The organism is Candidatus Clostridium helianthi (assembly GCF_045310795.1).
In the GTDB taxonomy this organism is placed as follows: Bacteria; Bacillota; Clostridia; order Clostridiales; family Clostridiaceae; genus Clostridium; species Clostridium helianthi.
Genome location: NZ_JBJIAB010000028.1, coordinates 21,229 through 47,717, shown reverse-complemented (window position 1 = coordinate 47,717; position 26,489 = coordinate 21,229). Strand labels below are relative to the sequence as shown.

23 protein-coding genes are annotated in these 26,489 nt (G+C 32.3%); 22 read left to right on the top strand and 1 reads right to left on the bottom strand.

The window, feature by feature from the left end:
- Positions 1-77: 77 nt before the first annotated feature.
- The 14 genes from ssnA (at position 78) to ACJDTP_RS18760 (ending at position 16,197) form a co-directional block, all read left to right on the top strand.
- Complete coding sequence (gene ssnA / locus ACJDTP_RS18825) at positions 78-1,406, top strand: putative aminohydrolase SsnA (protein WP_406762105.1); 1,329 nt, start codon at positions 78-80, stop codon at positions 1,404-1,406.
- Between the two features lie 83 nt (positions 1,407-1,489).
- On the top strand, positions 1,490-1,867 hold the full coding sequence (locus tag ACJDTP_RS18820; RefSeq protein WP_406762104.1) for a RidA family protein: 378 nt from the start codon (positions 1,490-1,492) through the stop codon (positions 1,865-1,867).
- Between the two features lie 80 nt (positions 1,868-1,947).
- Positions 1,948-3,015, top strand: coding sequence for an XdhC family protein (locus ACJDTP_RS18815; protein ID WP_406762103.1), 1,068 nt, complete (start codon positions 1,948-1,950; stop codon positions 3,013-3,015).
- A gap of 55 nt (positions 3,016-3,070) precedes the next feature.
- Complete coding sequence (locus ACJDTP_RS18810; RefSeq protein ID WP_406762102.1) at positions 3,071-4,417, top strand: nucleobase:cation symporter-2 family protein; 1,347 nt, start codon at positions 3,071-3,073, stop codon at positions 4,415-4,417.
- 424 nt (positions 4,418-4,841) lie between these two features.
- Positions 4,842-7,409, top strand: a complete 2,568-nt coding sequence (xdh, locus tag ACJDTP_RS18805; protein ID WP_406762101.1) for a selenium-dependent xanthine dehydrogenase — start codon at positions 4,842-4,844, stop codon at positions 7,407-7,409.
- A 52-nt stretch (positions 7,410-7,461) separates the two neighbouring features.
- Positions 7,462-8,073: a nucleotidyltransferase family protein gene (locus ACJDTP_RS18800; protein ID WP_077855895.1), complete on the top strand. Its 612-nt coding sequence runs from the start codon at positions 7,462-7,464 to the stop codon at positions 8,071-8,073.
- Between the two features lie 129 nt (positions 8,074-8,202).
- Positions 8,203-10,317 (top strand): xanthine dehydrogenase family protein molybdopterin-binding subunit, encoded by a 2,115-nt coding sequence (locus ACJDTP_RS18795; RefSeq protein WP_406762100.1) that lies wholly within the window; start codon positions 8,203-8,205, stop codon positions 10,315-10,317.
- Positions 10,317-10,784: a (2Fe-2S)-binding protein gene (locus ACJDTP_RS18790; protein WP_406762099.1), complete on the top strand. Its 468-nt coding sequence runs from the start codon at positions 10,317-10,319 to the stop codon at positions 10,782-10,784. The genes ACJDTP_RS18795 and ACJDTP_RS18790 overlap by 1 nt, the downstream gene beginning before the upstream one ends.
- Positions 10,778-11,596, top strand: coding sequence for an FAD binding domain-containing protein (locus ACJDTP_RS18785; RefSeq protein WP_406762098.1), 819 nt, complete (start codon positions 10,778-10,780; stop codon positions 11,594-11,596). Before ACJDTP_RS18790 ends, ACJDTP_RS18785 begins: the two co-directional genes overlap by 7 nt.
- Positions 11,597-12,016: 420 nt before the next feature.
- Positions 12,017-12,946, top strand: coding sequence for an NTP transferase domain-containing protein (locus ACJDTP_RS18780; RefSeq protein WP_077855899.1), 930 nt, complete (start codon positions 12,017-12,019; stop codon positions 12,944-12,946).
- Between the two features lie 97 nt (positions 12,947-13,043).
- Complete coding sequence (locus ACJDTP_RS18775; protein ID WP_077855900.1) at positions 13,044-14,063, top strand: molybdopterin-binding protein; 1,020 nt, start codon at positions 13,044-13,046, stop codon at positions 14,061-14,063.
- 169 nt (positions 14,064-14,232) lie between these two features.
- Positions 14,233-15,207 (top strand): GTP 3',8-cyclase MoaA, encoded by a 975-nt coding sequence (gene moaA / locus ACJDTP_RS18770; protein ID WP_406762097.1) that lies wholly within the window; start codon positions 14,233-14,235, stop codon positions 15,205-15,207.
- 79 nt (positions 15,208-15,286) lie between these two features.
- Positions 15,287-15,766 carry a cyclic pyranopterin monophosphate synthase MoaC gene (gene moaC / locus ACJDTP_RS18765; protein WP_041896031.1) on the top strand — a complete coding sequence of 160 codons (480 nt, stop codon included), beginning with the start codon at positions 15,287-15,289 and terminating at the stop codon, positions 15,764-15,766.
- Positions 15,766-16,197 carry an MOSC domain-containing protein gene (locus ACJDTP_RS18760; RefSeq protein WP_238901066.1) on the top strand — a complete coding sequence of 144 codons (432 nt, stop codon included), beginning with the start codon at positions 15,766-15,768 and terminating at the stop codon, positions 16,195-16,197. Before moaC ends, ACJDTP_RS18760 begins: the two co-directional genes overlap by 1 nt.
- Before the next feature lie 57 nt (positions 16,198-16,254).
- On the opposite strand, the gene modA is transcribed toward ACJDTP_RS18760, so the two are convergent.
- Positions 16,255-17,058 carry a molybdate ABC transporter substrate-binding protein gene (gene modA / locus ACJDTP_RS18755; RefSeq protein WP_406762096.1) on the bottom strand — a complete coding sequence of 268 codons (804 nt, stop codon included), beginning with the start codon at positions 17,056-17,058 and terminating at the stop codon, positions 16,255-16,257.
- A gap of 413 nt (positions 17,059-17,471) precedes the next feature.
- Here modA and ACJDTP_RS18750 point away from each other — a divergent pair, with 413 nt between their 5' ends.
- The 8 genes from ACJDTP_RS18750 to nifK all read left to right on the top strand — a co-directional run bounded on the left by ACJDTP_RS18750 (position 17,472) and on the right by nifK (position 25,585).
- Complete coding sequence (locus ACJDTP_RS18750) at positions 17,472-18,437, top strand: substrate-binding domain-containing protein (protein WP_406762095.1); 966 nt, start codon at positions 17,472-17,474, stop codon at positions 18,435-18,437.
- Between the two features lie 156 nt (positions 18,438-18,593).
- Positions 18,594-19,202 carry a Fe-only nitrogenase accessory AnfO family protein gene (locus tag ACJDTP_RS18745; protein WP_406762094.1) on the top strand — a complete coding sequence of 203 codons (609 nt, stop codon included), beginning with the start codon at positions 18,594-18,596 and terminating at the stop codon, positions 19,200-19,202.
- A 37-nt stretch (positions 19,203-19,239) separates the two neighbouring features.
- Positions 19,240-20,169 (top strand): hypothetical protein, encoded by a 930-nt coding sequence (locus ACJDTP_RS18740; RefSeq protein ID WP_241395425.1) that lies wholly within the window; start codon positions 19,240-19,242, stop codon positions 20,167-20,169.
- Between the two features lie 646 nt (positions 20,170-20,815).
- Positions 20,816-21,637 (top strand): nitrogenase iron protein, encoded by an 822-nt coding sequence (nifH, locus tag ACJDTP_RS18735; RefSeq protein ID WP_077839355.1) that lies wholly within the window; start codon positions 20,816-20,818, stop codon positions 21,635-21,637.
- 244 nt (positions 21,638-21,881) lie between these two features.
- Positions 21,882-22,208, top strand: a complete 327-nt coding sequence (locus tag ACJDTP_RS18730) for a P-II family nitrogen regulator (protein WP_017212870.1) — start codon at positions 21,882-21,884, stop codon at positions 22,206-22,208.
- 24 nt (positions 22,209-22,232) lie between these two features.
- A complete protein-coding gene (locus tag ACJDTP_RS18725) occupies positions 22,233-22,616 on the top strand; it encodes a P-II family nitrogen regulator (protein WP_041896047.1) in 384 nt (127 codons plus the stop codon).
- Positions 22,617-22,634: 18 nt separating this feature from the next.
- Entirely contained in the window at positions 22,635-24,221 is a 1,587-nt protein-coding gene (locus ACJDTP_RS18720; protein WP_017212869.1) for a nitrogenase component I subunit alpha, read from the top strand.
- Positions 24,221-25,585 carry a nitrogenase molybdenum-iron protein subunit beta gene (gene nifK / locus ACJDTP_RS18715; protein WP_077839356.1) on the top strand — a complete coding sequence of 455 codons (1,365 nt, stop codon included), beginning with the start codon at positions 24,221-24,223 and terminating at the stop codon, positions 25,583-25,585. Before ACJDTP_RS18720 ends, nifK begins: the two co-directional genes overlap by 1 nt.
- The last annotated feature ends 904 nt before the right edge of the window (positions 25,586-26,489 follow it).

Genomic DNA, 26,489 nt, shown 5'->3' with positions numbered 1-26,489 from the left:
TGTTCTATAAATAACCAAGTAGTTGTTCAAAATTTAAAAAGGCGAAAGCTGGTATAAAAAGGTATGGAGGAGTTTTTATGAAAATTGTAGGTAATGGAAGACTAATAACTCAAAACAAGGAAAATCCATTTTTTGAAAATGGTGCATTAGTTATAAATGATGGTAAGATAATTGATTATGGAAATACTGGTGATATCTTAGATAAATATAATGAGGCAGAATATATAGATGCAAAAGGAAAAGTTATCATGCCAGGTCTTATAAATACTCATGGACATATATATAGTGCATTTGCAAGAGGTATGAACTTAGATGGTCCAACATCTAAAAACTTCTTAGATATATTAAATAATTTATGGTGGAGATTAGATAAAAACTTATCTTTAGAAGATATAAAGTATAGTGCTTACACAACATTAATGGATAGTTTAAAGTTTGGAGTAACAACATTTTTTGATCATCATGCAAGTCCAAATGCTGTTAAAGACAGCCTTTTTACAATTGGAAAGGTAGCAGAAGAACTTGGGATAAGAACTTCGCTTTGTTATGAAGTATCTGATAGGGATGGAGAAGAAGTCTTAGAAAAGGGAATTAAAGAAAATGTAGATTATATAAATTATTGCAATGAAAAGCATGATAATATGAAGTCTGCAATGTTTGGTATGCACGCAAGCTTTACGTTATCTGATGAATCCTTAAAAAAATGTGTAAAGGAAGCTGAAAAGCTAAATTGTGGATATCATATTCATGTAGCTGAAGGATTAGCAGATGAAGAGCAATGTATAGAAAAGCATGGCAAGAGAATAGTAGAGAGACTAAATGATTTTAATATATTGGGAGAAAAAACAATTGCAGTACATTGTGTACATGCAAATGAAAATGAGCAAGAATTACTTTTAAATACAAATACATCTGTAGTGCATAATCCAGAATCAAATATGGGCAATGCAGTAGGTGTATCACCAGCGCTTGACCTTATAAAGAAAGGTGTAACTGTGGGACTTGGAACAGATGGTTATACTCAAGATATGTTTGAATCTATGAAGGTTGCCAATATAATTCATAAGCATAATTTAAAAGATCCATCAGTAGCTTGGGGGGAAGTACCTTTAATGCTATTTGAAAATAATAGAAGTATTGCGGAAAGGCATTTTGCAGGAAAATTTGGGATTATTGAAAAAGGAGCTAATGGAGATGTGATAATAGTAGATTACAATCCATTAACGCCAATGAATGAAAGCAATTGCAATTCACATATCTTATTTGGAATGATGGGAAAATCTGTGGATACAACTATAGTAAATGGAAATGTTTTAGTCAGAGATGGTAAGCTTCTTAATGTTAATGAAGATGAAATATTAAATGAAGCTAGAAAAGTAAGTCAAAAGCTATGGGATAGAATTTAATCAAAAAATATTTTGGAAATGAATATCTTTGTTAAAAGTAAGTGTAATGAAAATAAAATATAACAAGATTAGGAGAATTAAAATTGAAAAAAATAATCAATACACAAAAGGCACCAGCAGCAATAGGACCATACTCCCAAGGAGTAGTGGTTCAAGGATTAGTATATACTTCAGGTCAACTACCATTAAATCCGGAAACAAAAGTTTTAGAAACTGAAATAAAAACAGCGACTAAACAAAGTTTAGAAAATTGTAAAGCCATATTGGAAGAAGCAGGAACAAGTATGGATAAAGTATTTAAAACAACTGTATTTGTAAAAGACTTAAATGATTTTGCAGCAGTAAATGAAGTTTATGGAACATATTTTAAAGAAAATCCACCAGCAAGAAGTTGTGTCCAAATTGCTAAATTACCAATGGATGCAATTATTGAAATAGAAGTCATTGCAACAATGGAATAATATTACGATAGATTTGTAAAAAGTGATAAGAGAATGGTGAGAATATTATTAAGAGAATATTTACGGTAGAAGGTGAAAAAATGTTTGAAGACATATACAAGCAAATATTAATTGAAGTTAACAACTGTAATCAGTGCGTAATGTTAACTTATCTTGATTTGCATAGTGAGAGACAAGGTTCCATTGTCAGAAAAGTTATTTTAACAAAGGAAGATATAGAAAAAAAGTCTCTTTCACTTAGCGATTATATTTACGAAAAAATATGTAGTTGTTTAGAAAGTGGGAAACTTGAATCTTTTAATATAGAAGAAAATGAGACTATTTTAATTGAACCATTCATCCCTAAACCACGTTTAATTGTTTTTGGTGGCGGTCACATAGCAAAACCTTTATCAGAATTTGCATCAAGAGCAGGTTTCTCTATTATGGTTATAGATGATAGACCTTCCTTTGCTAATACAGTGCGATTTCCTGAAGCAGAAAAAGTTATTTGTGAAAGTTTCGAGAAATCCTTTGATTTAATTAACTTAAAGAAGTCCGATTATGTAGTTATTATAACAAGAGGGCATAGATATGATGGAGTTGTTTTGCGTCAAGTCTTAAATCATGACCTTAGTTATGTTGGAATGATAGGCTCAAGGCGCAGAGTAAATGCTATGAGAAGCGAGCTATTAGAGGAGGGCTTTTCTAAAGAAAAGCTGGAATTGGTTAATGCTCCAATAGGTATAGAGATATATGCTATTACTCCAGATGAAATAGCTATTTCTATAGTAGCTCAGCTTATAAGCTTTAAAAATAAGGGGGCTATGAGTAAGTTTGGTAAAAATTTTGCCATTCCAGAGTTTGATGCAGAAATATTAGAAAATATATCTAAAAAATCATCAGAACCTAAAGCACTTATAACTATACTGTCTTCTAAAGGATCAGTTCCTAGAAAAGCGGGAGCTAAAATGTTGACTTATCCTGATGGCAGAACTATCGGAAGTATAGGCGGAGGATGTAGTGAATCTGGTGTATTGCAAAAGGCAAGAGAAATTATGCGAGAAAAAGGTTTTTATATAGAGAAAGTTGACATGACCGGTGATGTGGCCGAATCTGAAGGTATGGCATGTGGTGGAACTATGGAAGTGCTAATTGAAATAATTTAGGGAAAGTTAATTTTTTAACATTAATTAATACTAAATTTTATTGAGGAGGTTGATTATGTCACAAAATAATATTAAAAAAGATGACAAAGTAAATGAGATGCTACCAGTAAGTCAGCTTGCTATTTTAGGATTACAACATGTACTAGCAATGTATGCAGGTGCAGTTGCAGTACCATTAATAATTGGCGGTGCTGTAGGTTTAACACCCGAGCAATTAGCATTTTTGGTGGCTGCAGACTTATTTACTTGTGGTATTGCAACTTTAATACAGGCAATTGGGATAGGTCCGTATGTTGGTATTAAGTTGCCAGCAATTTTAGGTTGTACATTTGCTGCAGTTGGTCCACTAATTATTATTGGTAAAAGTTTAGGAATGCAAACAGCGTATGGTTCTATAATAGTAGCTGCAATTATTGTTGTATTAGTAGCGCCATTGTATGGAAAGATATTAAAGTTTTTCCCTACTGTTGTAACAGGAACAGTAGTTACAATGATAGGTCTTTCTTTAGTAAATGTAGGGGTTACTAGTATTGGTGGCGGTTCAGGAGCTAAAGATTTTGGAAGTGTAGACAACCTTATACTAGGATCATTTGTAATGATAATTGTTTTAATATCTAATAAATTTCTAAGGGGATTTTTTCAAGCAATTTCTGTTTTAAATGGTATTATTTTAGGAACAATAGTTGCAGCATTTATGGGAAAAGTAGATTTTTCAGTAGTAACAAATGCAAAATTGATAAGTATTGTTCATCCTTTTAATTTTGGATTACCTAAATTTGATATTGGTTCAATAATTATGATGACATTCGTTATGTTAACAGTAATGATTGAATCAACAGGTACATTTCTTGGAATTGGCAAGGTTTGTGAAAAGGTTATCACTGAAAAAGATATTGTACGTGGACTTAGAGCAGAAGCAATTTCAACATTTTTAGGAGGTATCTTTAATTCATTCCCATATACAACATTCAATCAGAACCTAGGACTTTTAGCTTTAAGTAAAGTAAAAAGCCGTTTTGTTGTTATAGCATCTGGTATTATTCTTATTTCACTAGGATTGATTCCTAAATTTGCAGCATTAGCTACTATTATTCCTCAGCCTGTTATAGGCGGAGCTACAACAATAATGTTTGCAATGGTTGCAGTCGCAGGTTTTCAGATGCTTCAAAGTGTAGATTTTAATAATAATGCAAATATGATGATTGTTGCTTGCTCTATTGGTATAGGTCTTGGAATTACTGCTGTACCTACTTTACTTGACCAAACACCAACGTTTTTCAAGTCCATTTTTAGTAGTGGTATAGTTTCGGCATCAGTAACTGCCGTAATTCTAAATGCATTTTTGAATCATGGCAATAGGAATATTGAAAGCAATATAAAGCAAAATTCAGTTTCAGAATGAATCTTACAGATATCTGGCATACAACTTAGAGTTATTTGATAACTTACCAAAATCAAATACATTTTTGTTTCTCAGGACTATGAAAATTTAAATGGAAGCTTACACTAACATTAGCTTGATCCCAATTTCATTGTGAAAAGCTAATGCAAACAAGCTTCCATTAAGTACTTATATAAGCTTATTTTCAAATGCCTGCTCCACAAAAATGTACTTGATTTCTAGTGAAGATATGAACTTAAAGTTTTAGCAACGTTGCAAATATGTTCATCTAATAAGTTGAATTCACAAGTTATTTATCTATATATTAAAATGTTAGAAACTATACTTAGCAAGTTCTTTTGAGAAATAATTTGCTAGAATTTATTTACAGATTTATACTATTTATAGTAAATACTGTTAAAAGATATGAAATGGGAGGTTATTTATGTTTAGATTAAATATAAATGGTAAGGATGAAGTATCTGAAATTGATAAATCTTTAATGTCATTTTTAAGAGATGATTTGAGAATCACTTCTGTAAAAGATGGTTGCAGCGAAGGGGCATGTGGAGCATGTACCGTTTTAGTAGATGGGAAAAAAGTAAAGGCTTGCCTCCAAAAGATATCAAAATTTGAAGGAAAAAAGATTTTAACTGTTGAAGGATTAAGCTCTAGAGAAAAGGAAGTTTATGAACATTGTTTTGCAGAAGCAGGTGCAGTTCAATGTGGTTTTTGTATTCCTGGAATGGTAATCTCCGCAAAATCATTATTAGATATTAATCTTAAACCAACAAGAATAGATGTGAAAAGAGCAATTAATGGAAACCTTTGTAGATGTACAGGCTATAAGAAAATTGAAGAAGCTATTTTAATGGCGGCAGAATATTTTAGGGACAATCTTAAAATTCCAACTGCTCCTACTGAATTGAAAATGGCACAGAAATTTAAACGTGTTGATGCAGCTGAAAAAATAAATGGGACAGGTATTTTCGTAGATGATATCGAAATACCTGGAATGTTATATGTAAAAGCAGTACGTACAAAATATCCAAGAGCTATTATAAATAAAATTGATATAAAGAAAGCAGAAGCGCACCCAGACTGCGCAAAAGTCTTACTTGCAAAAGATGTTCCAAACAATAAAATTGGGCATATAAAGCAGGACTGGGATGTAATGATTGCTGAAGGAGATACAACTAGATATGTAGGGGATGCATTGGCATTAGTAGCAACTTACCATAAAGACAAACTTGATGAAGTATGTCAATTAGTTGAAATTGACTATACTGAATTGGAACCCATTACTTGTCCGACAGATGCTTTAAAGGCAGATGCACCTCTAATCCATTCTGATGGAAATATTATGAGCCGTGATATTCTAAAACGGGGTAATGCTAATGAAGCAATTAAAAATTCTAAATATGTTGTAACAAGAAAATATAAGACACCATTTCAGGAACATGGATTTATGGAGCCAGAATGTGCAATCGCCATGCCTGAAGGAGAAGATGGCATATTGTTGTATTCTGGTTCTCAATCTGTTTATGATGAGCAACGTGAGATTTCAAATATGCTTAAAATTCCAATAGAAAAGGTACATTGTCATGCACAACTTGTTGGAGGCGGATTTGGTGGTAAAGAAGACATGAGTGTTCAGCATCATGCAGCATTAATGGCTTGGTATACGAAAAAACCATGTAAAGTAAAATTCTCGAGACAGGAAAGTCTGGATTATCATACTAAACGTCATCCAATGGAAATGGAGTTTACAACAGCTTGCGATGAAAATGGTTATTTGACAGCTATGAAAGGTGTTATTATTGCCGATACAGGTGCGTATGCATCTCTTGGTGGGCCTGTATTACAAAGAGCATGTACTCACGCACCTGGACCATATAATTATCAGAATATTGATATCCTAGGAATGTCAGTTTACACAAACAATGTTGTATCTGGCGCATTTAGAGGCTTTGGTGTAATACAAAGTTGCTTTGCTACTGAAAATAACATTAATTTACTTGCTGAAATGGTCGGAATTTCACCATGGGAAATTCGTTATCGTAATGCAATTCGTCCTGGTCAGGTTTTGCCAAATGGTCAGATAGCAGATGAAAGTGTTGCTATGGCAGAGTGTTTGGAAGCCGTTAAGGATGTATATGAATCAAATCCATATGCAGGTATTGCTATTGGATTCAAAAATAGCGGAACTGGTGTAGGTAATAAAGACATTGGGCGTTGTATTTTATCAATTGAAGATGGAAAAGTTCATATTCGAACTTCTGCAGCATGCATGGGGCAAGGAATTGCAACAATGTGTACTACTGTATTATGTGAGACAACTGGGTTAGATCCGGTTCTTATAATACACGAAAGACCAGATACTATTCGTACACCTAACTCAGGAACTAGTACAGCTTCTAGACAAACTGTAGTAACTGGAGAAGCTGTAAGACGAGCATCTGAAAAATTGAAAGCAGAATTAGATAAAGGCTTAGGACTTGATGATTTAGAAGGCAGAGAATTTTATGGAGAGTATTCTGCAAAGACAGACCCAATGGGATCTATAAAAGAAAATCCAATTAGTCATGTGAGCTATAGCTATGGAGCTCAAGTTGTTATCTTAAATGAAGAAGGAAAAGTTGAAAAAGTAGTTGCAGCATATGATGTTGGAACACCTGTTAATATTCAGTCTGTTGAAGGTCAGATTGAAGGTGGTATGGTTATGGGATTAGGTTATGCTTTGACAGAAGAATTTAAAATTGAAGGAAGTTATCCTAAAACAAAACTAGGCACGCTAGGACTTATTAGAGCTACTGAGGCCCCTGAGCTTGAAGTTATTCTTGTTCAGAGCAAAAATAAAATTCCAGAGACTTATGGTGCCAAAGGTTGTGGAGAACTATGCTTGATTCCAACAGCTCCAGCTTGTTCTCTTGCTTATTACAGATTAGACGGAAAATTCCGATCTCAGTTGCCACTAAAAGATACATTTTATAAAAAACAAAAGAATAAATAATATATAAAAAGAAGTATTTATTCTTTTGTTTTTAAGAAAGGGAGATTCTTAGATGAAAACTAATGGCATTATAGTGGCTGCTGGTTTATCTAGCCGCATGAAGGCATTTAAACCACTCCTGAAATTGAAAGAAAAAACTATAATTGAGTGCAGTATTGATAGTATGTTTCATGCTGGGGTAAATAAAATTGTTGTAGTTTTGGGATTTAATGCTGAAGAAGTTGAGAATTTACTACGTAATAAATATGATTGTTCACAATTAACATTTATATACAATGAAAAATATGCTGAAACGGATATGCTTGCTTCTGTTAAGCTTGGAGTATTAGCATTGGATAACTGTGATGCCTTTTATCTTCTTCCAGGAGATATGCCAGCAATTAAAACAAAAACTTTCCTTATGGTGAAAGAGTCCATAAGCAGAACAGGTGCTATGGTGGCTTTTCCTACTATTAATGGACAACGAAAACATCCACCTTTGATTTCTTGGAAATGCATAGATTTTATTATTAATTTTCATGGAGATGGGGGGCTTAGAGAATTATGGAATCAGCTTGAAGACCAAATAGTAACAGTTCCTGTTGAGGATTTTGGGTGTACGATAGATGCAGATACAAAGGAAGATTACAATAGGTTGGTACATTATATGGATGAAAAGAATTGAGATTTTAATATATTAAAATTGGATTTTAAGTAAGGAAATACATCGCAAATATTTTTGTAAGATAACATAAAGTTAAAGACTTTGAAATTTTGCAGAAAATAATTAGTAGATATATGGGAGGCGCTATGCATGGAAAAAATAAGTGAATCTGTAAAGAAAAAGGATCATGAAACTAAAATAAGGGGTAGTGCTCTTTTCGTGGATGATCGTGTGATGGATGGTATGCTTTATGGTAAACTACTGCATTCAGCAAAGGCAAAAGCACGAATCACCAATATTTCGATTCCTAAATTACCGGAAGGTTATTTTGTTGTTGATAAGAAAGATGTAACAGGTGTAAACCGTGTCCATATTGTTGAGGATGATACTCCAGTTTATGCTGAAGATACTGTAGAGTATGTTGGAGAACCGATTTTAATGGTTGTTGGACCTGAGTTTAAAGAAGTTGAAAGAATTTTAAATGAGATTATTGTAGCATACGAAGAAGAAGTTCCTATTTTGGATATGCGTAAGTCTGATACAGTTTTTTTCCATTACAACTATGCAAAAGGGGATATAGATAAGACGTTAAAAGAAGCTGATCATGTTTTCATAGAAACATTTCAGACTGGATATCAAGAACAAGCTTACCTTGAAACTCAGGGGATGATTGCTTATCCCCATGATGGAAGAATGACTGTACGAGGTTCTATGCAATGTCCATATTATGTTTATGGAGCAGTTTCAAAAGCATTGGGTTATGAATCAAAGGATATACAAATAATTCAAGATGTTACTGGTGGAGGATTTGGAGGAAAAGAAGCATTTCCTTCAATACTTGCCTGCCAGGTTGCAGTTGCTGCTAAAAAGGCCAATAGACCTGTTAAGGTTATATTTGATAGAAGAGAAGACATGGAGTTTACTTCAAAACGTCATCCATCTATATCTACCTATAAGGTGGCTATTAAGAACGGCAAGATTACTGGCATGGACATTGATGTTTTATTTAATAGTGGTGCATACACTACACTTTCTCCAGTTGTTTTACAGCGTGGCTTAATTTGTGCAAACGGCGTATACCGTGTAGATAATCTCCGCGTTGAGGGACGTGCTGTTAAGACCAATACTGTACCTTGTGGCGCATACCGTGGATTTGGTGCACCACAGACGTTCTTTGCAGTAGAAATGATTATGGATCATATTGCAAAAGAAATGGGTGTTGATTCCCTTAAGCTTAAGGAAGAATATATTGTTAAACAAGGTGATTCTACATCTACTAGTGGTAAATATCATTTCCATGTACCTCTACCTGAAATGATTGAACAGATTGATAAACTTTGCAATTACCGTGCAAAACGAGACCAGTATAAGATTCAGAATGGCAGATATCGTAAAGGTATTGGAATGTCTTTATTTTTCCATGGATGTGGTTTTACTGGCAGTGGAGAACGTGATTTCATTAAAGCAGTTGCAAAAATAAGGAAAAATTCAGATGATACTGTAGATATTCTTGCAAGTAATTCAGATATAGGTCAAGGTCTTAAAACTACTTTCTCTAAAATTGTTGCGGATACCCTTGGTATTTCATATGAACAAGTATTTATCAATAATCCAGACACAGATATTGTTCCTGATTCAGGTCCAACTGTTGCAAGTCGTTCGCTTATGACAGTTGGAGAATTATTAAGGCGTGCAGCAGAGAGACTTAAGAAAGAATGGAAAGCAGGAGAAGTTCAAGTTATAGAAGAACATTTCGTTGAACCTGATTTTGTGATTCCATTTAGTCTTGATGAATTTAAGGGAGATGCATATCCAACATATTCTTGGGGAGTAAATGCTATTGAAGTGGAAGTAGATACACTTACTGCTACCACAAAGATACTAGGAGCATGGGGCAGCTTTGATGTTGGTGTTCCTATTGACATGAATATTATACAAGGACAGATGCAGGGAGGATTTCTTCAAGGGATTGGATATGCATCTATGGAACAGATGGATTACAACGATAAAGGTGTGATTCGAAATAATAGTTTTAGTGATTACATTATTCCTACAGCAGTAGATGTACCAAATCTAGTTACTGAAATAATCAATAATCCATATACACATGGTCCATATGGAGCAAAGGGTGCAGGTGAGCTACCTCTAGTAGGTGCAGCTCCAGCTTATGTTGAAGCTATGGAAAATGCCATTGGTGGAAATCTAAATAAAGTTCCATTCACAACAGAAGATACAATGATGGTTTTGCAGGAGGTGCATAAATAATGATAAAATTTATTCTTAATGGCAAAGAGGTCACATCAAATTCCAAAGCAAATGAGCGCTTACTAGATGTACTTAGAAATGAATTTCGTATTACTGGCGTAAAGTGCGGTTGTAAAGAAGGTGAATGTGGAGCTTGTTCTATAATCCTTGATGGCAGGTTAGTTAATTCTTGTATGGTGGCTATGGGCAGTATTGAAGGCAGTACAGTTGTCACTATTGAAGGCTATAGAGAAACTGAACGTTTTGCAGTTATTGATAAGGCATATGCATCAGTTAGTGCGGTGCAGTGTGGTTTTTGTATTCCAGGCATGATTCTTGCATCTGAATGTATCCTTAACAAGAATCCAAATCCTACAGAAGCAGAGATTCGCGAAGGCATTTCTGGAAATCTTTGTAGATGTACTGGTTATAATGCCATAGTTAAGGCTATTGGCATTGCAGCAAAGGAGGGGAAAGGATTATGGTAGATTGTTATAAACCAACATCTTTAAAAGAAGCATTGGACATCCTAGCAAAGGAAAGTGTTACACCTTATGCTGGAGGTACTGATTTAATGATTAAACCAGATGAAAATGCCACATATTTATTCCTTGATAAAGTAGCAGAAATGAAAAATATTGTAGAAGATAAAGAATATATTCGTATTGGTGCAGCATGTACTTATACTGATATTATTGAAAATAAACTTATTCCAGCAGTACTGAAAGAAGCAGTTTTACAGATTGCAGCACCAGCAATAAGAAACTTAGGTACTGTTGGTGGAAATATATGCAATGGTTCTCCAAAGGCTGATAGTGCACTGATCTTTTTTGCCACTGACTCTAAACTGCGTCTTGCAAATAACAGAGGGGAACGAGTAATTCCTATTTCTGACTTTTACCTTGGAAGAAAGAATACTGCGATTGAGAAAGATGAACTCCTTATTGAGATTCTAATGAATAAGAATAATTTAAATAATTACTATTACAAGAAGGTTGGTGAAAGAAATGCTTTAGCAATTTCAAGAGTTTCTTTTGTTGGCATAATTAATATAGTCGATGATAAGGTTTTTAACTTTAGAACAGCATTTGGTGCAGTAAGTGATGTTGTTATAAGCCGTTCAGATATTGATGCAATGCTTATAGGAAAGACTGTTGAAGAAGCTAAGGCTCTAAAGGATAAGTATCTAGCAGCATACGAAAAGGAAATTGTTCCAATAAGGGGTAGAGTATCTGCAAAATATAGAAAAACTGTGTGTATGAATTTATTACGTGATTTTCTTGAAAGTAATGGAATTTAACTTATATAAGATTCTGGCATTAAGTGGAATTTTATTTAGGCGGGATTTGATTCCCGTCTGAATCTTAGTGGCTAGAGATAAGATAAAGTTAAATAGAATATAAGCATTTAATCTCAACAGGATTGAATGCTTTTTATTATCATTATTAAAATTGTTGATAAATAAGGAGATATTCCAAACCGATATAATAATAATCCATAATATGTATTTTTAGGGTTTAATTATTTTATAAAAACGTGTAGAATAATATTGTATTAAAAGTAAAATATAACCAATTAATTTAAGGGATCAAATTGGAATCTAATAACCCAAATATAAGATACTAATCAATTTGTTAAAGTTTGAATGATATGTACAAGCCTATTTGAGTTTTGTGGAAGAATAAGATAATACTACTTAAGTAGAGCAAGAGGTATAGATATGAAGAGTAAAGAGAAGAGAACAACAGGCGGTATAATTGTTGCCGCAGGAAAAACATCAGAAAGAAATGGATTAAATCCATTATTGAAAATTGGTTCTATTACTGTAGTAAAAAGAATTGTTTTAACTTTTCAAAAAGCTGGAATTTCACCAATTGTGGTGATTACTGGATATAAAGCTGAAGAAATAGAACATCATTTAGCTGATTATGGAGTTGTATTTTTGCGAAATGATCAATATGAAAACTCGCGAAAGTTCGATTCTGCAAAGATAGGACTAGATTTTTTACAGAATAAATGCGACCAGGTATTATTCACTCCAGTTAATATTCCTATGTTTACACCAGAGACGCTTCAAATGATGATAGAATATGATGAAAAATTACTTTCACCAGCATATCGTGGAAAATCTGGGCATCCCCTTTTGATATCGTCTGAATTGATTCCTAAAATTCTAAAATATAATGGGAATATGGGATTACGAGGAGCCATTGAAAATATTGGAGTTAAAAGACAATGGATAGATGTAGAAGATGAAGGTATTCTATATGATACTGATTATATTGACCGATTAGATCAACTTTTAATAAAACATAATAAACATATACTTCATCCCTTTGTTAAAATCAGCATTGAAAAAGAATCCTTGTTTTTTGATTCGAGAACAAAATTGCTTCTAATTCTGATTCAGGATACCCACTCTGTACGAAGTGCATGCAAACATATGGCATTATCTTATAGTAAAGCATGGAGTATGTTAAATCAATTGGAACAAGAACTAGATTATGCAGTAGTTGAAAGAAAGCATGGTGGGAGCAATGGTGGGAAAACTTATCTTACAAAAGAAGGTACTGAATTTTTGGAAAAATATCAGCAATTTGAACAGAATGTACACCAGTATGCAAAGAATGAATTTGAAAGGTTATTTTAGAAGTTGCAATAGATATGTAACAAAATCTTTGAAAAAAATTTTACTTATAATTCGTTATACTTATACAAAATTACCAAATAATGATGGAGGAACAAAAATGAAAAAGATTAAAACTACAGAAGCTGTAGGTAATGTAATTTGTCATGATATTACACAAATTATCAAAGGAGAAAAAAAAGATGTTGCGTTTAAAAAAGGGCACATTGTTACTGAAGAAGATATTCCAGTTTTATTATCAATAGGTAAAGATAATCTTTATGTATGGGAAAAAAAGGAGGGGATGCTTCATGAAAATGAAGCAGCAGAAATTCTCTGTAAAATATGTAAAAGTGACTATATGAGTGCAACTAAGGTGAAGGAAGGCAAAATTGAATTAATTGCGGCAGAAGATGGTCTGTTTAAAATTGATATTGAAAAGCTTCGTAAAATAAATTCTCTTGGCGAAATGATGATTGCAACACGCCACAGTAATTTTCCTGTAAAAAAAGGTGATAAATTAGCAGGCACACGTATTATTCCTCTTGTAATTGAACAAAAGAAAATGGACGAGGCAGTTAAATTGGCAGGTGATAAACCATTAATGGAGATTCTTCCATTTATCCACAAAAAAGCAGGGATTGTAACTACGGGTAATGAGGTTTTCTATGGAAGAATTAAAGATACATTTGGGCCTGTTATTAGAGAAAAGCTTGCAGAATATAATGTTGAAGTTTTAGGGCAGAAGATTCTAAGTGATGATCCTAAATTAATTACAGAAGCTATAAAGGATTTTATTAAAGAAGGTGCAGAATTAATAATATGTACAGGTGGAATGAGTGTAGACCCTGATGATACAACCCCAACTGCAATTCAAAATACAGGCGCAAAGATTGTTTCCTATGGTGCTCCTGTGCTTCCAGGTGCAATGTTTTTACTAGCATATTACAATGGTACACTTCCAGTTATTGGACTTCCAGGCTGCGTAATGTATGCCAAGAGGACTATTTTTGATTTGGTTCTTCCAAGAGTTATGGTAGATGACAAAATAACTTTAGAGGATATTGCAAACCTTGGGCATGGTGGATTGTGTCTTTCATGCGATATTTGTACATTCCCTAATTGTGGTTTTGGGAAATAAGACTAACAAAGCTTAATCAAGTGAAACTTGATTAAGGTGGGGCTTGATCCCCATATGAATATTAGATAAATATTACAAGGTCAGCCTGAAAGTGTTCCTATGGCTCAATATCTTGGATAAGTATTTAAAAATTATCTGTGATAAACTTGGTTGATATGAGGTGAATAAAATGGTAGATAGTAGTGGTAGAAATATTGAATACCTTAGAATTTCTGTTACAGATAGATGTAATCTTAGATGTGTATATTGTATGCCGGAATGTGGAATTGAAAACTTAGAACATGACGAAATACTTACTTTTAAGGAGATTATGCTAATAGTTAAAACTGTTTCACAGCTTGGTATTCACAAGATCAAAATTACAGGAGGAGAACCCTTAGTACGAAAGGGGATTGTAAATTTAGTTAGAAGAATCAAAGATATTGATGGCATTGAAGAGATAACAATGACCACAAATGGCGTACTTTTTGGTGACATGGCAGATAGTTTAGCTGAAGCTGGTCTTGATAGTGTAAATATCAGTCTTGATACATTAAATAGTACAAACTTTAATAAAATTACTCGTAGAGACTGCTTAGATAAAGTGAAGTTTGGATTGAAAAAAGCAGTGGAGCTTGGGTTGAAAACAAAAATAAATTGTGTCCCAATATCTCAGTTAAATGGTGATGACTTAACAGATATATTGAAAATTGCTAAAGAAAATCCAATCGATGTGCGTTTTATAGAACTTATGCCTATTGGTTTTGGAAAAAGTTATTCACCTGTTTGTAATGAACAAATATTTGAGCAGATAGAACAGAATTTTGGAACTCTTCAGAACTCAAAAATTAAACATGGTAATGGACCAGCTGTGTATTATAATTTATCAGATTTTAAAGGAAGTATTGGCTTTATAAGTGCAATTTCAAATGAATTTTGCGACACTTGTAATCGTATTCGTTTGACTGCTGATGGAAATTTGAAATTATGTCTTCATTATAATAATGGAGTTGCATTAAAGTCTCTTCTACGTAGTGGAATAAGTAAAGAACAATTAAAAAGAGTTATTGAAAATGCAATATATAATAAACCAAGTCACCATGGCTTTAATAGCAGCAACACGGAAAATATAGAATTAAAAAACATGGTTCAAATAGGAGGATAAATACTGTTGGAAAAGTTATAGCAGTATGCATCAATAGAATGTAAAAACTTAGGAAGTATAAGATAGGAGAATAGGAAAAATGGAACTAACTCATATAAATGAAGAAGGAAGAGCAAGAATGGTTGATGTATCTGAAAAACTTGATACTGTGCGAGAAGCAGTAGCAATTGGAACAGTTTCCATGAAAAGAGAAACCATTGAAAGAATAAAAGAAGGTACTATTTCAAAAGGAGATGTATTATCAGTAGCGCAGGTAGGAGGTATAATGGGTGCTAAAAATACTCCACAAATAATACCAATGTGCCATCCTATAATGATATCTGGCTGTGATATAAGTTTTCGAATTGACGTTGAAAACAATAAAATTGAAATAACTGCAACTACTAAGACTGTAGGAAAGACAGGCATTGAGATGGAAGCCCTTACTGCTGTATCCACTGCAGCATTAACTATTTATGATATGTGTAAGGCTATTGATAGAGAAATGGTTATAAACAATATTATGCTTGTTAAAAAAAGTGGAGGGAAATCAGGCGTATTTGAAAGGAAGGGATTATGATGAGTAAGGTTATTGCAGTGAATATAAGTGAGAAAAAAGGTGTTATAAAACATCCTATAGAAAAAGGTTTTTTTAGAGTTAATCATGGTCTCGATGGGGATGCTCATGCAGGAGAGTGGCATAGGCAGGTAAGTTTGCTTGGAACTGAAAGTATTGATAAAATGAAATCATCAGGAGTCGAAGGACTTACTCCAGGAAAGTTTGCTGAAAACATCACTACTGAGGGAATAGTTTTATATGAACTTCCTATAGGAACAAAGCTTAAAATTGGGGATGTTACGCTAGAAGTTACGCAGATAGGAAAGGAATGTCATTTGGGCTGCGAAATTAGAAAATTGGTAGGAGATTGTGTAATGCCTAGGGAAGGAATATTTACTAAAGTACTAGAAGAGGGGTATATTAAAGCTGGAGATAATATTATAATAGTTTAAAATAAGAAAAATAACAATTCAAGTGATATTTTTGAATTGTTATTTTTTTCTACTGTCTTAAGCTATTCCATAACCATATTTTTCAAAGATCTTTTTACAAGTATCAGTAAATAAGAAATCTTCAAATGCTTTTGCGGCATCAGCATTTTTACTAGCCTTAATTATTCCGATTGGATATGTAATCGGTGAATGCTTGTCCTCTGCTATTGTTTCTATAATTTTAGCATCTTTACTGCTTAACGCATCACTTTTATATACAAATCCAACTTCAGCATTTCCAGAAGTCGACCAGGCAAGTACTTCTTTTACATCTTTTGCAAAAACAAGTTTTGATGAAATAGAATCTTTAATACCAAGCTTAGTGAAAACTTCATCAGCATATTGTCCAGCTGGTACACTTTTAGGTTCACCAACAGCTATCTTTTTAACCTTATCACTTGTTAGATCAGAAAGACCGGTTATAGTAGTGTCGCTAGGTCCGACTAAAACTAAATCATTTTTAACTAAGTCTTTTTTAGTATTTTCAAGTAATAAAGATTTGCTGTCTAATGCTTTCATTTGGATTTGACCAGCGGAAATGAAGATATCACAAGGAGCACCTTGTTCTATTTGTTGCTGTAGAGATCCAGAAGCACCATAGTTAACAGTTAAAGTAACATTTGGAGCAGTCTTTTTATATTCGTCTTGTATATCTGTTAATGCTTCTTTTAAACTAGCAGCAGCGGAAATATTTAATTCTATTGAAGCTTCAGTAGCAGATTCCTTTTGTGGAGTAGTTGATGCCTTTTGAGCTCCGCAACCAATAAGTGACGTTATTAATAAAACAGTTACTAAACTAAATAATCCTATTTTCTTTTTCATAAATAAAACCTCACATTCATAAAAATATTTCTATTATGATTATGTTTTGTTATGTTTGGATGTGTTTCATTACGTTTTGCTTGTTGCTTATTATACTAGCATTTATTCATAAGAAAAACAATATGTAATTGTAAAAATAAGTACTTGAATAGAAATATTGACAAAATTATTATCAAAAAATAATTCTTTACAATACTAGCATAGTGGTATATGTGCGTATATTTATGATACATTATGTTGTAGATATCTAATTTAAGAATTTAACTGACACTTGGAACATACCGATTTGGGCAGGTTTAGCATAAGTCTAAGTTTATATTTGTTTATCTATATTTAGAAAATATATTATTAAATGCTAGAAATTCTCAGCTCTAAATGTTAGAATAAATTATTATACGGAGGAGGGAAGTTCTATGAATAATGAAGAATCCCTAACGGCAGTAGATGTCGCTGAACTATTAAAGATAACTAAAAATACAGTGTATGAAATGGTCAAAAGAGGTGAATTACCTGGATACAAAGTAGGGAAAAAGCTTAGAATTGATAAAAAGGATGTTGAGAATTACATCAATAGTCAAAAGGTAACAAAAGGTAGCAATAATCAGATTAAGATATTAATAGATGAGCCAGTAATAGAAGAAAACCTAAGTAATATAAAAAAAGTGGAAAATTCAAATGATATTATAATATCAGGGCAAGATGTGATTTTAGATGTTTTAGCAGAAAAAATTATGGAAAAGGCAAATGATATAAGGGTACTTAGGTCTAATACAGGAAGCTATTCAGGTCTATATGACTTATATAATGATAAAATTTCTATATCGTCAGTACATTTATGGGATGGAGATACCAATGAATATAATACTGCTTTTGTAAGAAAACTAGTTCCAGGTATATCTTGTTTAATTATAAACCTTGCTTACAGGAATGTTGGCTTTTATGTTCCAAAAGGAAATCCAAATAAAATAATTAATTGGAAAGACTTGATTAAACAAGATATATCCATGATAAATAGGGAAAAAGGTTCTGGAATAAGAATTTTGCTTGACGAGAAATTAAGAGTTAATAATATAAATAGAGAACAAATTAAAGGATATAATATTGAAAAACAATCCCACTCTGCAGTAGCAAGAAGTATTGCAAGAGGGGAAGGTAATGTTGGGATAGGAAATGAAAAGGCAGCTAATCAGGTTGATGGGATTGATTTTATTAAAATTCAGGAAGAAAGATATGACTTAGTTATCAAGGAATCTGATTTAAAATATCCTATATATCAACTTATAATTGGAACTATTCAAAGTGAAGAGTTTAAGAGGGAAATTGAAAGTTTAGGCGGATATGATTTAAAAGATATAGGCAAAATACTTGATAAAACATAAATAATGATATAGTATAAGATTAATATTATAATTTTATGCAAAGGCGCAGTAATTTTACTGTGCCTTTTTGTTATTAAAAAATAAGGTATATGAAAGAAAATAATAGATGATGATTGATTATTTTTTGAATATATCTAAATAAAGGAGTGATGGTATATGGATAAAATAGGAGTATTTTTAAACGAAAAAGATCTTATAAGTTCTTTTGAAGAAGCACGATATGTAAAAATATTTGCAAAAGAAAAACATTTATGGAAAACAAAAAAAACTATTTTAATTAATAGGGCAGGTGGTGAAAAATCAATAAATGAAATCAGACAGGAATACAAAAATGTAATTAATGAAATGGATGATTGTAAAATTATAATAGTAACAAAGGCTTTTGGAATTCCGTATAGTGTATTTTATATGGGGGATTTTAGTGTTTGGGAATTGGAAGGAAACCCATTTGATTATTTTGATGAAATTATTAAAAATGAAATGGTACAAGAGGAGAATGAAAATAAAGAAGTTGAAATTGCTAAGAAACTTGGTGATGGATATTTCATGATAGATCTACAGGAATTAGAGCTGATAAATCCTGAAATAACTTCTAAAAAGGCAATAATTCCTTATTTAGAAAAAGAAGATGTAAAAAAAATAGAAGTACGCTGTTGTCATGTACCGCCTTGGCTGGTTGCAAAAATGGACAAGGGTGAAATCTTATTATCCATTAATGAGATAAAAAGAAATGATTATATGGTAACTGTACAGAAAAATGTTTGAGGCACATGAAAAAAATAATAGACTAGGAGGCGAATTTATGGAGAAAATAATAACTAAGTATGGTATTTTAAATGATGCTATTATTGCTGAGTATTATTCCACTGGGGAACCAGAAGCGTATAAGGTGGAAGAATACAGCGAATTAAAAGTTTTAGACTATAATTTAGTACCGTTGCATGGATTTGTAGATGAAAGAAGAAAAGAATTTCCACCAGTAAAGGTATTTAAGAATGGCAATATTAAGAGTATTTCATTAAATGATTTGACAGTAATAAATACTAGTATAGGTGTATTTGAAGTTGAAAAAATAACATTCTATGAAGATGGTGAAATAAATAGATTGTTTCCTTTGGATGGAAGATTGTCAGGGTATTGGACTGAAGATGATGAATATAAATTAGCAAAAGCTTATAAATTTAGTTTTGATTTTTCATCATTTGAAGCTAAGATTATGTCTCTTCATTTCTATGAAACACAAGAACTTAAAAGTATCACATTGTGGCCAAAAGAAAAAATTAAAATAAATGTTGGAGAATGTAATTTCGCAGGGAGAATAGGAGCCTCTTTATATAAAAGCGGAAAAATAAGCTCCTGTGAGCCATTAATTGCAACAAATATAAAAACACCAATTGGAAAAATCGAAGCTTATGACGTTAATGCAATGGGAATTCATGGGGATAGTAATTCTTTAGAATTTTATGAGGATGGAAGCATAAAATCTCTTATCACATCTACTAACACAATTACAATTAAAACATCGGAAGGTGACACGATTTTTCATTCTCCAAAAAAAATTAGATTGTATTCTAACAGTGAAGTTCTGGATACGATAACTTTAAAGGTGGAATTTATTGATGATAAGGTCATAATAGATAAACAATATGAATATGAGATTAAAGAAAATAAATTTGAGATTAAAGCATTTGGAGAAAGACACTTTACCCTTAATGGAGATAGAAATAAATAATTCTCATTAAATTTAACAAAACACGAATGATTTTGATAAATTGATAAAAATATATCGTTATCATTAAAAAAGTTATAGAAAATAAAAAAATAGTTTGCAATATCAGTTTTTTGTGATATTATAGTTTCAATAAATAAAACAAACAAATGAAAAACAAAAATTAATAAAAAAGTAATTTGTACACAAGTTTTTTTGAAACAATATAACTTAAATTAAAAAATAAATATTAACCTGTCATTAAGGCAATGGAGTCTAAGTGTTTAACTCAATGAGGAAGTTAACGACTTAGATTTTTTTATTCTCTAGGAATTTATATTCAAGTTAAATCTGTATATAAGTTATAGAAAAGACCAATTCAGAAGATTACGGTTTGTAAAGAGAATAAAAAAGAAAATATATTCGCCTGCCAAATTTTTCTCACATACGTTCAAAAAGGCAGATGCGTAAAAAAAATCTACGGCTCCACAGTCGCCTACGATTTTTTTATTACAATGAAAGGACAAAGGAGTCTATTTTATTATAACTATTAATAGTTAAATAAATTAGGCTTATTTTTTAAACTAATTTATTGTTATATTAATACAAATAAGTTATAACGACCCATTTGGGCTTATATAATCTATTTAATTAAGAGGAGGAAACTAATATGAGACAAGTAGCTATTTATGGAAAGGGTGGAATAGGAAAATCTACAACCACACAAAATTTAACTTCAGCTTTAGCTGAAATGGGAAAGAATATAATGATTGTAGGATGTGATCCTAAAGCAGATTCTACAAGATTAGTTCTTGGAGGTTTAGCACAAAAAACAGTTCTAGATACTTTAAGAGAAGAAGGAGACGATATTGAATTAGATGCAATCTTGAAAACAGGATATGGAAATATAAGATGCGTTGAATCAGGAGGACCAGAACCAGGAGTTGGATGTGCAGGAAGAGGTATTATCACTTCAATAGGAATGCTTGAGCAATTAGGAGCATATACACCTGATTTAGATTATGTATTTTATGATGTACTCGGAGACGTTGTATGCGGAGGTTTTGCAATGCCAATCAGAGAAGGTAAGGCACAAGAAATATACATCGTAGCATCTGGAGAAATGATGGCATTATATGCAGCTAACAATATTTCAAAAGGTATTCAAAAATATGCAAAAACTGGTGGAGTTAGATTAGGTGGAATCATTTGTAACAGTAGAAAAGTTGATAGAGAATACGAACTATTAGAAGCATTTGCAAAAGAGCTTGGAAGTCAACTTATTCACTTTGTACCTAGAGATAATATGGTTCAAAGAGCAGAAATACACAAACAAACAGTTATAGAATTTGATCCAAAGGCTGACCAAGCTGATGAATACAGAACATTAGCTAAAAATATAGAAAATAATAAAATGTTTGTTATTCCAAAACCAATGAAACAAGAAAGATTAGAAGAAATCTTAATGGAATATGGTTTAATGGATATCTAGGATCAATGCACAATTATTAATTAATGTTGAAGCTCATAAAGAAAGTTTTGTTAACCCAATAGAAGATTCCCACAAGGGGAAAGTTCTGCTATCCAAATACAAGATTTGGAGCATCACCTTTGGAGTATCACTTTTGGAACACCACTTTTCCATTCAGGATTTTTTGAATTCAATTATTTATAATGTGAAATTTAAGTTGAAAAATATATAAAACAAAATATTAAATAAAAGGAGATAGAGAGATATGTATATGATTCGCGCAATAATAAGACCAGAAAGAGTTAGTACTGTGCTTTCAGAATTATTGGATGCTGGATTTCCAGAAGTAACGAAGATGGCGGTTTATGGTAGAGGAAAACAAAAAGGAATCAAAGTTGGAGAAATATATTATGATGAACTTCCAAAAGAGATGCTTCTGATTGCAGTTAAAGATGAAGATAAAGACGATGTCATAAAAGTAATAATGAGAAATTCTAGAACTGGAGAAAAAGGTGCATTTGGAGATGGAAAAATATTCGTTGCACCAATTGATGAAGTATACACTGTAAGTAGTGGGAAATCAGGATTATAAAATTGAAATAGGAGGAATAGCTTTATGAAAGAAGTTATGTGTATTATTCGTTTGAATAAAGTTAATAAAACTAAAGAAGCACTCGCAGAAGCTGGCTTTCCATCCATTACTTGCAGAAAAGTACTTGGAAGAGGCAAGAAATCAATTGATATAGCTTTAGTTGAAGCTTATATGGAAACTGGTGAAGTGCCACCAACATCGTATGGTGAGAATTTATCAGAAAGAGGAAGATTAATACCTAAAAGATTTATAACTTTAGTAGTAAAAGATGACGAAGTAAAAACAGTAGTAGAGACTGTGATAAGTGTAAATTCAACTGGGACTCCAGGAGATGGAAAGATATTTGTATTACCAGTTGAAGAAGTATACAGAGTCAGAGATGGACAAATAGGTGAAGAGGCAATTTAAAGTGTGGAGGTGAAGTTAATGAGTAAAGTTGATAGTGTTTTGGACAAGTATAGTGCCAAAGTATATAAAAACAGAAAGAAACATATGCTTGAACTTGAGCAGGAAACTCAAGAAATAGATGCAAATAGAAGAACTATACCAGGAGTTATGACACATAGAGGATGTTGTTATGCTGGATGTAAAGGTGTTGTTCTTGGACCATTAAAAGATATAGTACTTTTAACTCATGGACCGATAGGATGTGGATATTATTCATGGGGTACTAGAAGAAATAAAGCAGTACCACAAAAAGGTGACGGAAACTTTATACAATATTGTTTTTCTACAAATTTAGGTGAAAGTGATATCGTATTTGGTGGAGAAAAGAAATTAAAGGCTGCTATAAAAGAAATTGTAGACATATTTAATCCAAAAGCAATATTTATCTGCGCGACATGTCCAGTTGGACTTATAGGTGATGACTTACCAGCGGTTGCAAATGAATCTAAAGAATTGTATGGAATTGATGTTATATCATTCCCTTGTGAAGGATATAAAGGTGTATCTCAATCAGCAGGACATCATATTGCAAATAATAAGCTGATAAAATCTGTAATCGGAACTATGGATTACACACCAAAAACTCATTCAGTTAATATCCTTGGTGAGTATAACATAGGTGGTGACGCTTGGGAAATAGAAAGAATTCTAAAGAAAATAGGCTATGAAGTTATATCAGTCATGACAGGTGATGCTAGCATTGACGATATAAGAAAAGCCCATACTGCAGATTTAAATCTAGTCCAATGTCACCGTTCCATTAATTATATCGCAGAAATGATGAAAATTCAATATGGTACTGCGTGGATAAAAGTTGATTTTATCGGGGTTGATTGTACTGTTAGAACTTTAAGAGATATTGCGAAATTCTTTAATGACCCAGAGTTTACAGAAAGAACTGAAGCAGTTATAGCTGAAGAGCTTGAAGATATTAAAGATGATATGGATTATTATAGAAGCAAGTTAACTGGTAAAAAAGCAGGTTTATATGTTGGAGGTTCAAGATCCCACCATTATCAAATGCTATTAAATGATTTAGGTGTAGAAACATTAGTTGCAGGATTTGAATTTGCACATAGAGACGATTATGAAGGTAGAGAAGTAATACCAACTATAATTGAAGATGCGGATTTAAAAAATATCGAAGTATTAGAAGTAGAAAAAATTGAAGGTAAATATAAACCAGTTAAAACAGATGAAGAATTAGAAGAATTAAAGAAAGAAATCATTAATTTAGAATATTATCCAGGTATGATGCGTGACATGAAAAAAGGTTCCATTGTAGTTGATGACTTGAATGAATTTGAAACAGAAGAATTTATTAAAAAGTTAAAACTTGACATGTTTTTCTCAGGCATTAAGGATAAATATATAATACAAAAAGGTGGAGTATTATCAAGACAATTGCACTCTTATGATTATAGTGGACCTTATGCAGGATTTAAGGGCGCTGCAAACTTTGGTAGAGATGTAACAATGAGTTTATATACTCCAGCATGGAAATACACTGTAGCTCCATGGAAAACAGAATCAATATTAGAAGGAACATTTGGAGGTGAGGTATAATGTTAGATTTAACTCCTAAAGAAATTAAGGAAAGAAAAGCGATTACTATTAATCCTAGTAAAACATGTCAACCTGTTGGTGCTATGTATGCAGCTCTTGGAGTTCATGGATGTATGCCCCACAGTCATGGTTCACAAGGTTGTTGCTCATATCATAGAACAGTTTTATCGAGACATTTCAAAGAACCAGCTATAGCAACTAGTTCATCATTTAGTGAAGGTGCTTGTGTATTTGGTGGTGGTAGCAATATTAAAACTGCTGTTAAAAATATCTTTGATATGTATGATCCAGAAATAATTGCAGTTCATACTACATGTTTATCAGAAACAATTGGTGATGATTTAAAAGGTTTTATTGATGCTATAGATATTCCAGAAGGAAAATATGTTTTACATGCAAATACCCCAAGTTATGTTGGATCACATATTACAGGATTCTCGAATATGGTTACTGGCTTTATTAAAGGTTTATCTAAAACAACTGGAGTAAAGAACGGAAAAATGTGCGTGATTCCTGGATTCGTTAACCCTGGCGATATGCGTGAAGTAAAGAGATTATTAAAGCTTATGGGTGTAGATTTCACAATGTTACCAGATACAACTGGAGTTTTTGATGCTCCGATGACTGGAAAATATGAAATGTATCCAAAAGGTGGTACAAAGATTCAAGATATTATTGAATTAGGTGACTGCGAAAAAACATTAGCACTAGGAAGTTTTGCTTCAGAAGCAGGAGCAGCTACTCTTGAAAAATCATTCAAGATTCCATACTCTACATTAAAAATGCCAATAGGTATTGGTTCTACAGATGAGTTAATTATGGAATTAAGTAAATTCAGCAAGCAGCAAGTTCCTTATGAACTTGAAGAAGAAAGAGGACAATTAGTTGATATAATGATTGACTCTCATCCATATTATGATGGAAAGAAAGTAGCTTTATATGGAGATCCAGATGTACTAATTGCTTTATCTAAATTCTTATTAGAGCTTGGAATGATTCCTAAGTATGTAATTACAGGAACTCCATCCAATGTATTTGAAAAGCAAATGCAAGCATTGTTTGATGAATTTGGTGTTGAAGGCTGCATAGCTAAACAAGATGCTGATCTTTTTGAATTACATCAATTAATTAAGAATGAATCTGTTGATTTACTAATGGGTGGAACTCATGGTAAATACATAGCAAGAGCTGAAGATATCCCACTAGTTAGAATTGGATTCCCAGTATTAGATAGATATGTTCATTCATATATGCCTAATGTTGGATATAGAGGTGCTATGAGATTATTAGAATTAATGCTTGGTGCATTAATGGATAGACAAGATAGAGACGTAAAAGATGAAGATTTTGAATTAGTAATGTAGATAAATATGTGGAATTTAGAGTTGTGTGGTGGTCTACCGAAAGTACAGGTACTCTGTTGTTTCGGTTGCTATAGAATATAGCTGTGAATTTCTAACATTAGAAGTTGTGCCCAAAATGCTAGCATCAAAGCATGCTTTGAACAAGCATATTTGGAACAACTTCTAATGAAGAAATATCTACAGCTATATTCTAAATGCAACACTGCACAAAAGAGTACCCATACTTTCTAGTGTAGTGTATACTCCAAAATTTAGATGTTGATTTATTTATCTAAAGGAGTGCGTGAAGTAAGTTGGAAAGTAATGCATTTGGACAAGCGAAAATGGAACAACTTTTACTGAAGAAATACCTACAACTATATTCTAAATGCAACACTGCACAAAAGAGTACCCATACTTTCTGGTGTAGTATATACTTCAAAACTTAAATTTACTTTTTAAATTTATTTATCTAAAAATAGTGTGTGAAGTTAGTGTTTAATAAGATGTGTATTTGGGATAAGTAATAATGGATAATTTATAATGAAGAAATCCTGTGGCAGTATTCTAAATGAAACGCTGTATATTATGAACCCTGTGATTACAAAAGGGTAATATCTCTTTTGGGATATAGTCTTCACTGCAAGTTAAGTTTAAATGTTGATTTATTTATTTATTTATTTATTTAAAAGAGTACCCACCATTTCTGGTGTAGTGTATATCTAAAATTTAAATTTGTTTTTTAAAATTTATTTATTTGGAAAGAGTGTGTGAAATAGTATAAACCAAATTATATTTGCCCCTATAAAAAAAGCAGCTATGCACGTATAAAAAGAGTGGCTTTGCCACAATACGGAACTTTGCTGCAATTAAGATTTAAGAAAGATATGTTAAATTCAAAAAAGTTAATAATTTCAATGATTGA

What these genes read in the sequence shown, in the direction of transcription:
- ssnA (WP_406762105.1), top strand. Translation starts at nt 78, where the DNA reads ATGAAAATTGTAGGTAATGGAAGACTAATAACTCAAAACAAGGAAAAT.
- ACJDTP_RS18815 (WP_406762103.1), top strand. Translation starts at nt 1,948, where the DNA reads ATGTTTGAAGACATATACAAGCAAATATTAATTGAAGTTAACAACTGT.
- ACJDTP_RS18810 (WP_406762102.1), top strand. Translation starts at nt 3,071, where the DNA reads ATGTCACAAAATAATATTAAAAAAGATGACAAAGTAAATGAGATGCTA.
- xdh (WP_406762101.1), top strand. Translation starts at nt 4,842, where the DNA reads ATGTTTAGATTAAATATAAATGGTAAGGATGAAGTATCTGAAATTGAT.
- ACJDTP_RS18800 (WP_077855895.1), top strand. Translation starts at nt 7,462, where the DNA reads ATGAAAACTAATGGCATTATAGTGGCTGCTGGTTTATCTAGCCGCATG.
- ACJDTP_RS18795 (WP_406762100.1), top strand. Translation starts at nt 8,203, where the DNA reads ATGGAAAAAATAAGTGAATCTGTAAAGAAAAAGGATCATGAAACTAAA.
- ACJDTP_RS18790 (WP_406762099.1), top strand. Translation starts at nt 10,317, where the DNA reads ATGATAAAATTTATTCTTAATGGCAAAGAGGTCACATCAAATTCCAAA.
- ACJDTP_RS18785 (WP_406762098.1), top strand. Translation starts at nt 10,778, where the DNA reads ATGGTAGATTGTTATAAACCAACATCTTTAAAAGAAGCATTGGACATC.
- ACJDTP_RS18780 (WP_077855899.1), top strand. Translation starts at nt 12,017, where the DNA reads ATGAAGAGTAAAGAGAAGAGAACAACAGGCGGTATAATTGTTGCCGCA.
- ACJDTP_RS18775 (WP_077855900.1), top strand. Translation starts at nt 13,044, where the DNA reads ATGAAAAAGATTAAAACTACAGAAGCTGTAGGTAATGTAATTTGTCAT.
- moaA (WP_406762097.1), top strand. Translation starts at nt 14,233, where the DNA reads ATGGTAGATAGTAGTGGTAGAAATATTGAATACCTTAGAATTTCTGTT.
- moaC (WP_041896031.1), top strand. Translation starts at nt 15,287, where the DNA reads ATGGAACTAACTCATATAAATGAAGAAGGAAGAGCAAGAATGGTTGAT.
- ACJDTP_RS18760 (WP_238901066.1), top strand. Translation starts at nt 15,766, where the DNA reads ATGAGTAAGGTTATTGCAGTGAATATAAGTGAGAAAAAAGGTGTTATA.
- modA (WP_406762096.1), bottom strand. Translation starts at nt 17,058, where the DNA reads ATGAAAAAGAAAATAGGATTATTTAGTTTAGTAACTGTTTTATTAATA.
- ACJDTP_RS18750 (WP_406762095.1), top strand. Translation starts at nt 17,472, where the DNA reads ATGAATAATGAAGAATCCCTAACGGCAGTAGATGTCGCTGAACTATTA.
- ACJDTP_RS18745 (WP_406762094.1), top strand. Translation starts at nt 18,594, where the DNA reads ATGGATAAAATAGGAGTATTTTTAAACGAAAAAGATCTTATAAGTTCT.
- ACJDTP_RS18740 (WP_241395425.1), top strand. Translation starts at nt 19,240, where the DNA reads ATGGAGAAAATAATAACTAAGTATGGTATTTTAAATGATGCTATTATT.
- nifH (WP_077839355.1), top strand. Translation starts at nt 20,816, where the DNA reads ATGAGACAAGTAGCTATTTATGGAAAGGGTGGAATAGGAAAATCTACA.
- ACJDTP_RS18730 (WP_017212870.1), top strand. Translation starts at nt 21,882, where the DNA reads ATGTATATGATTCGCGCAATAATAAGACCAGAAAGAGTTAGTACTGTG.
- ACJDTP_RS18725 (WP_041896047.1), top strand. Translation starts at nt 22,233, where the DNA reads ATGAAAGAAGTTATGTGTATTATTCGTTTGAATAAAGTTAATAAAACT.
- ACJDTP_RS18720 (WP_017212869.1), top strand. Translation starts at nt 22,635, where the DNA reads ATGAGTAAAGTTGATAGTGTTTTGGACAAGTATAGTGCCAAAGTATAT.
- nifK (WP_077839356.1), top strand. Translation starts at nt 24,221, where the DNA reads ATGTTAGATTTAACTCCTAAAGAAATTAAGGAAAGAAAAGCGATTACT.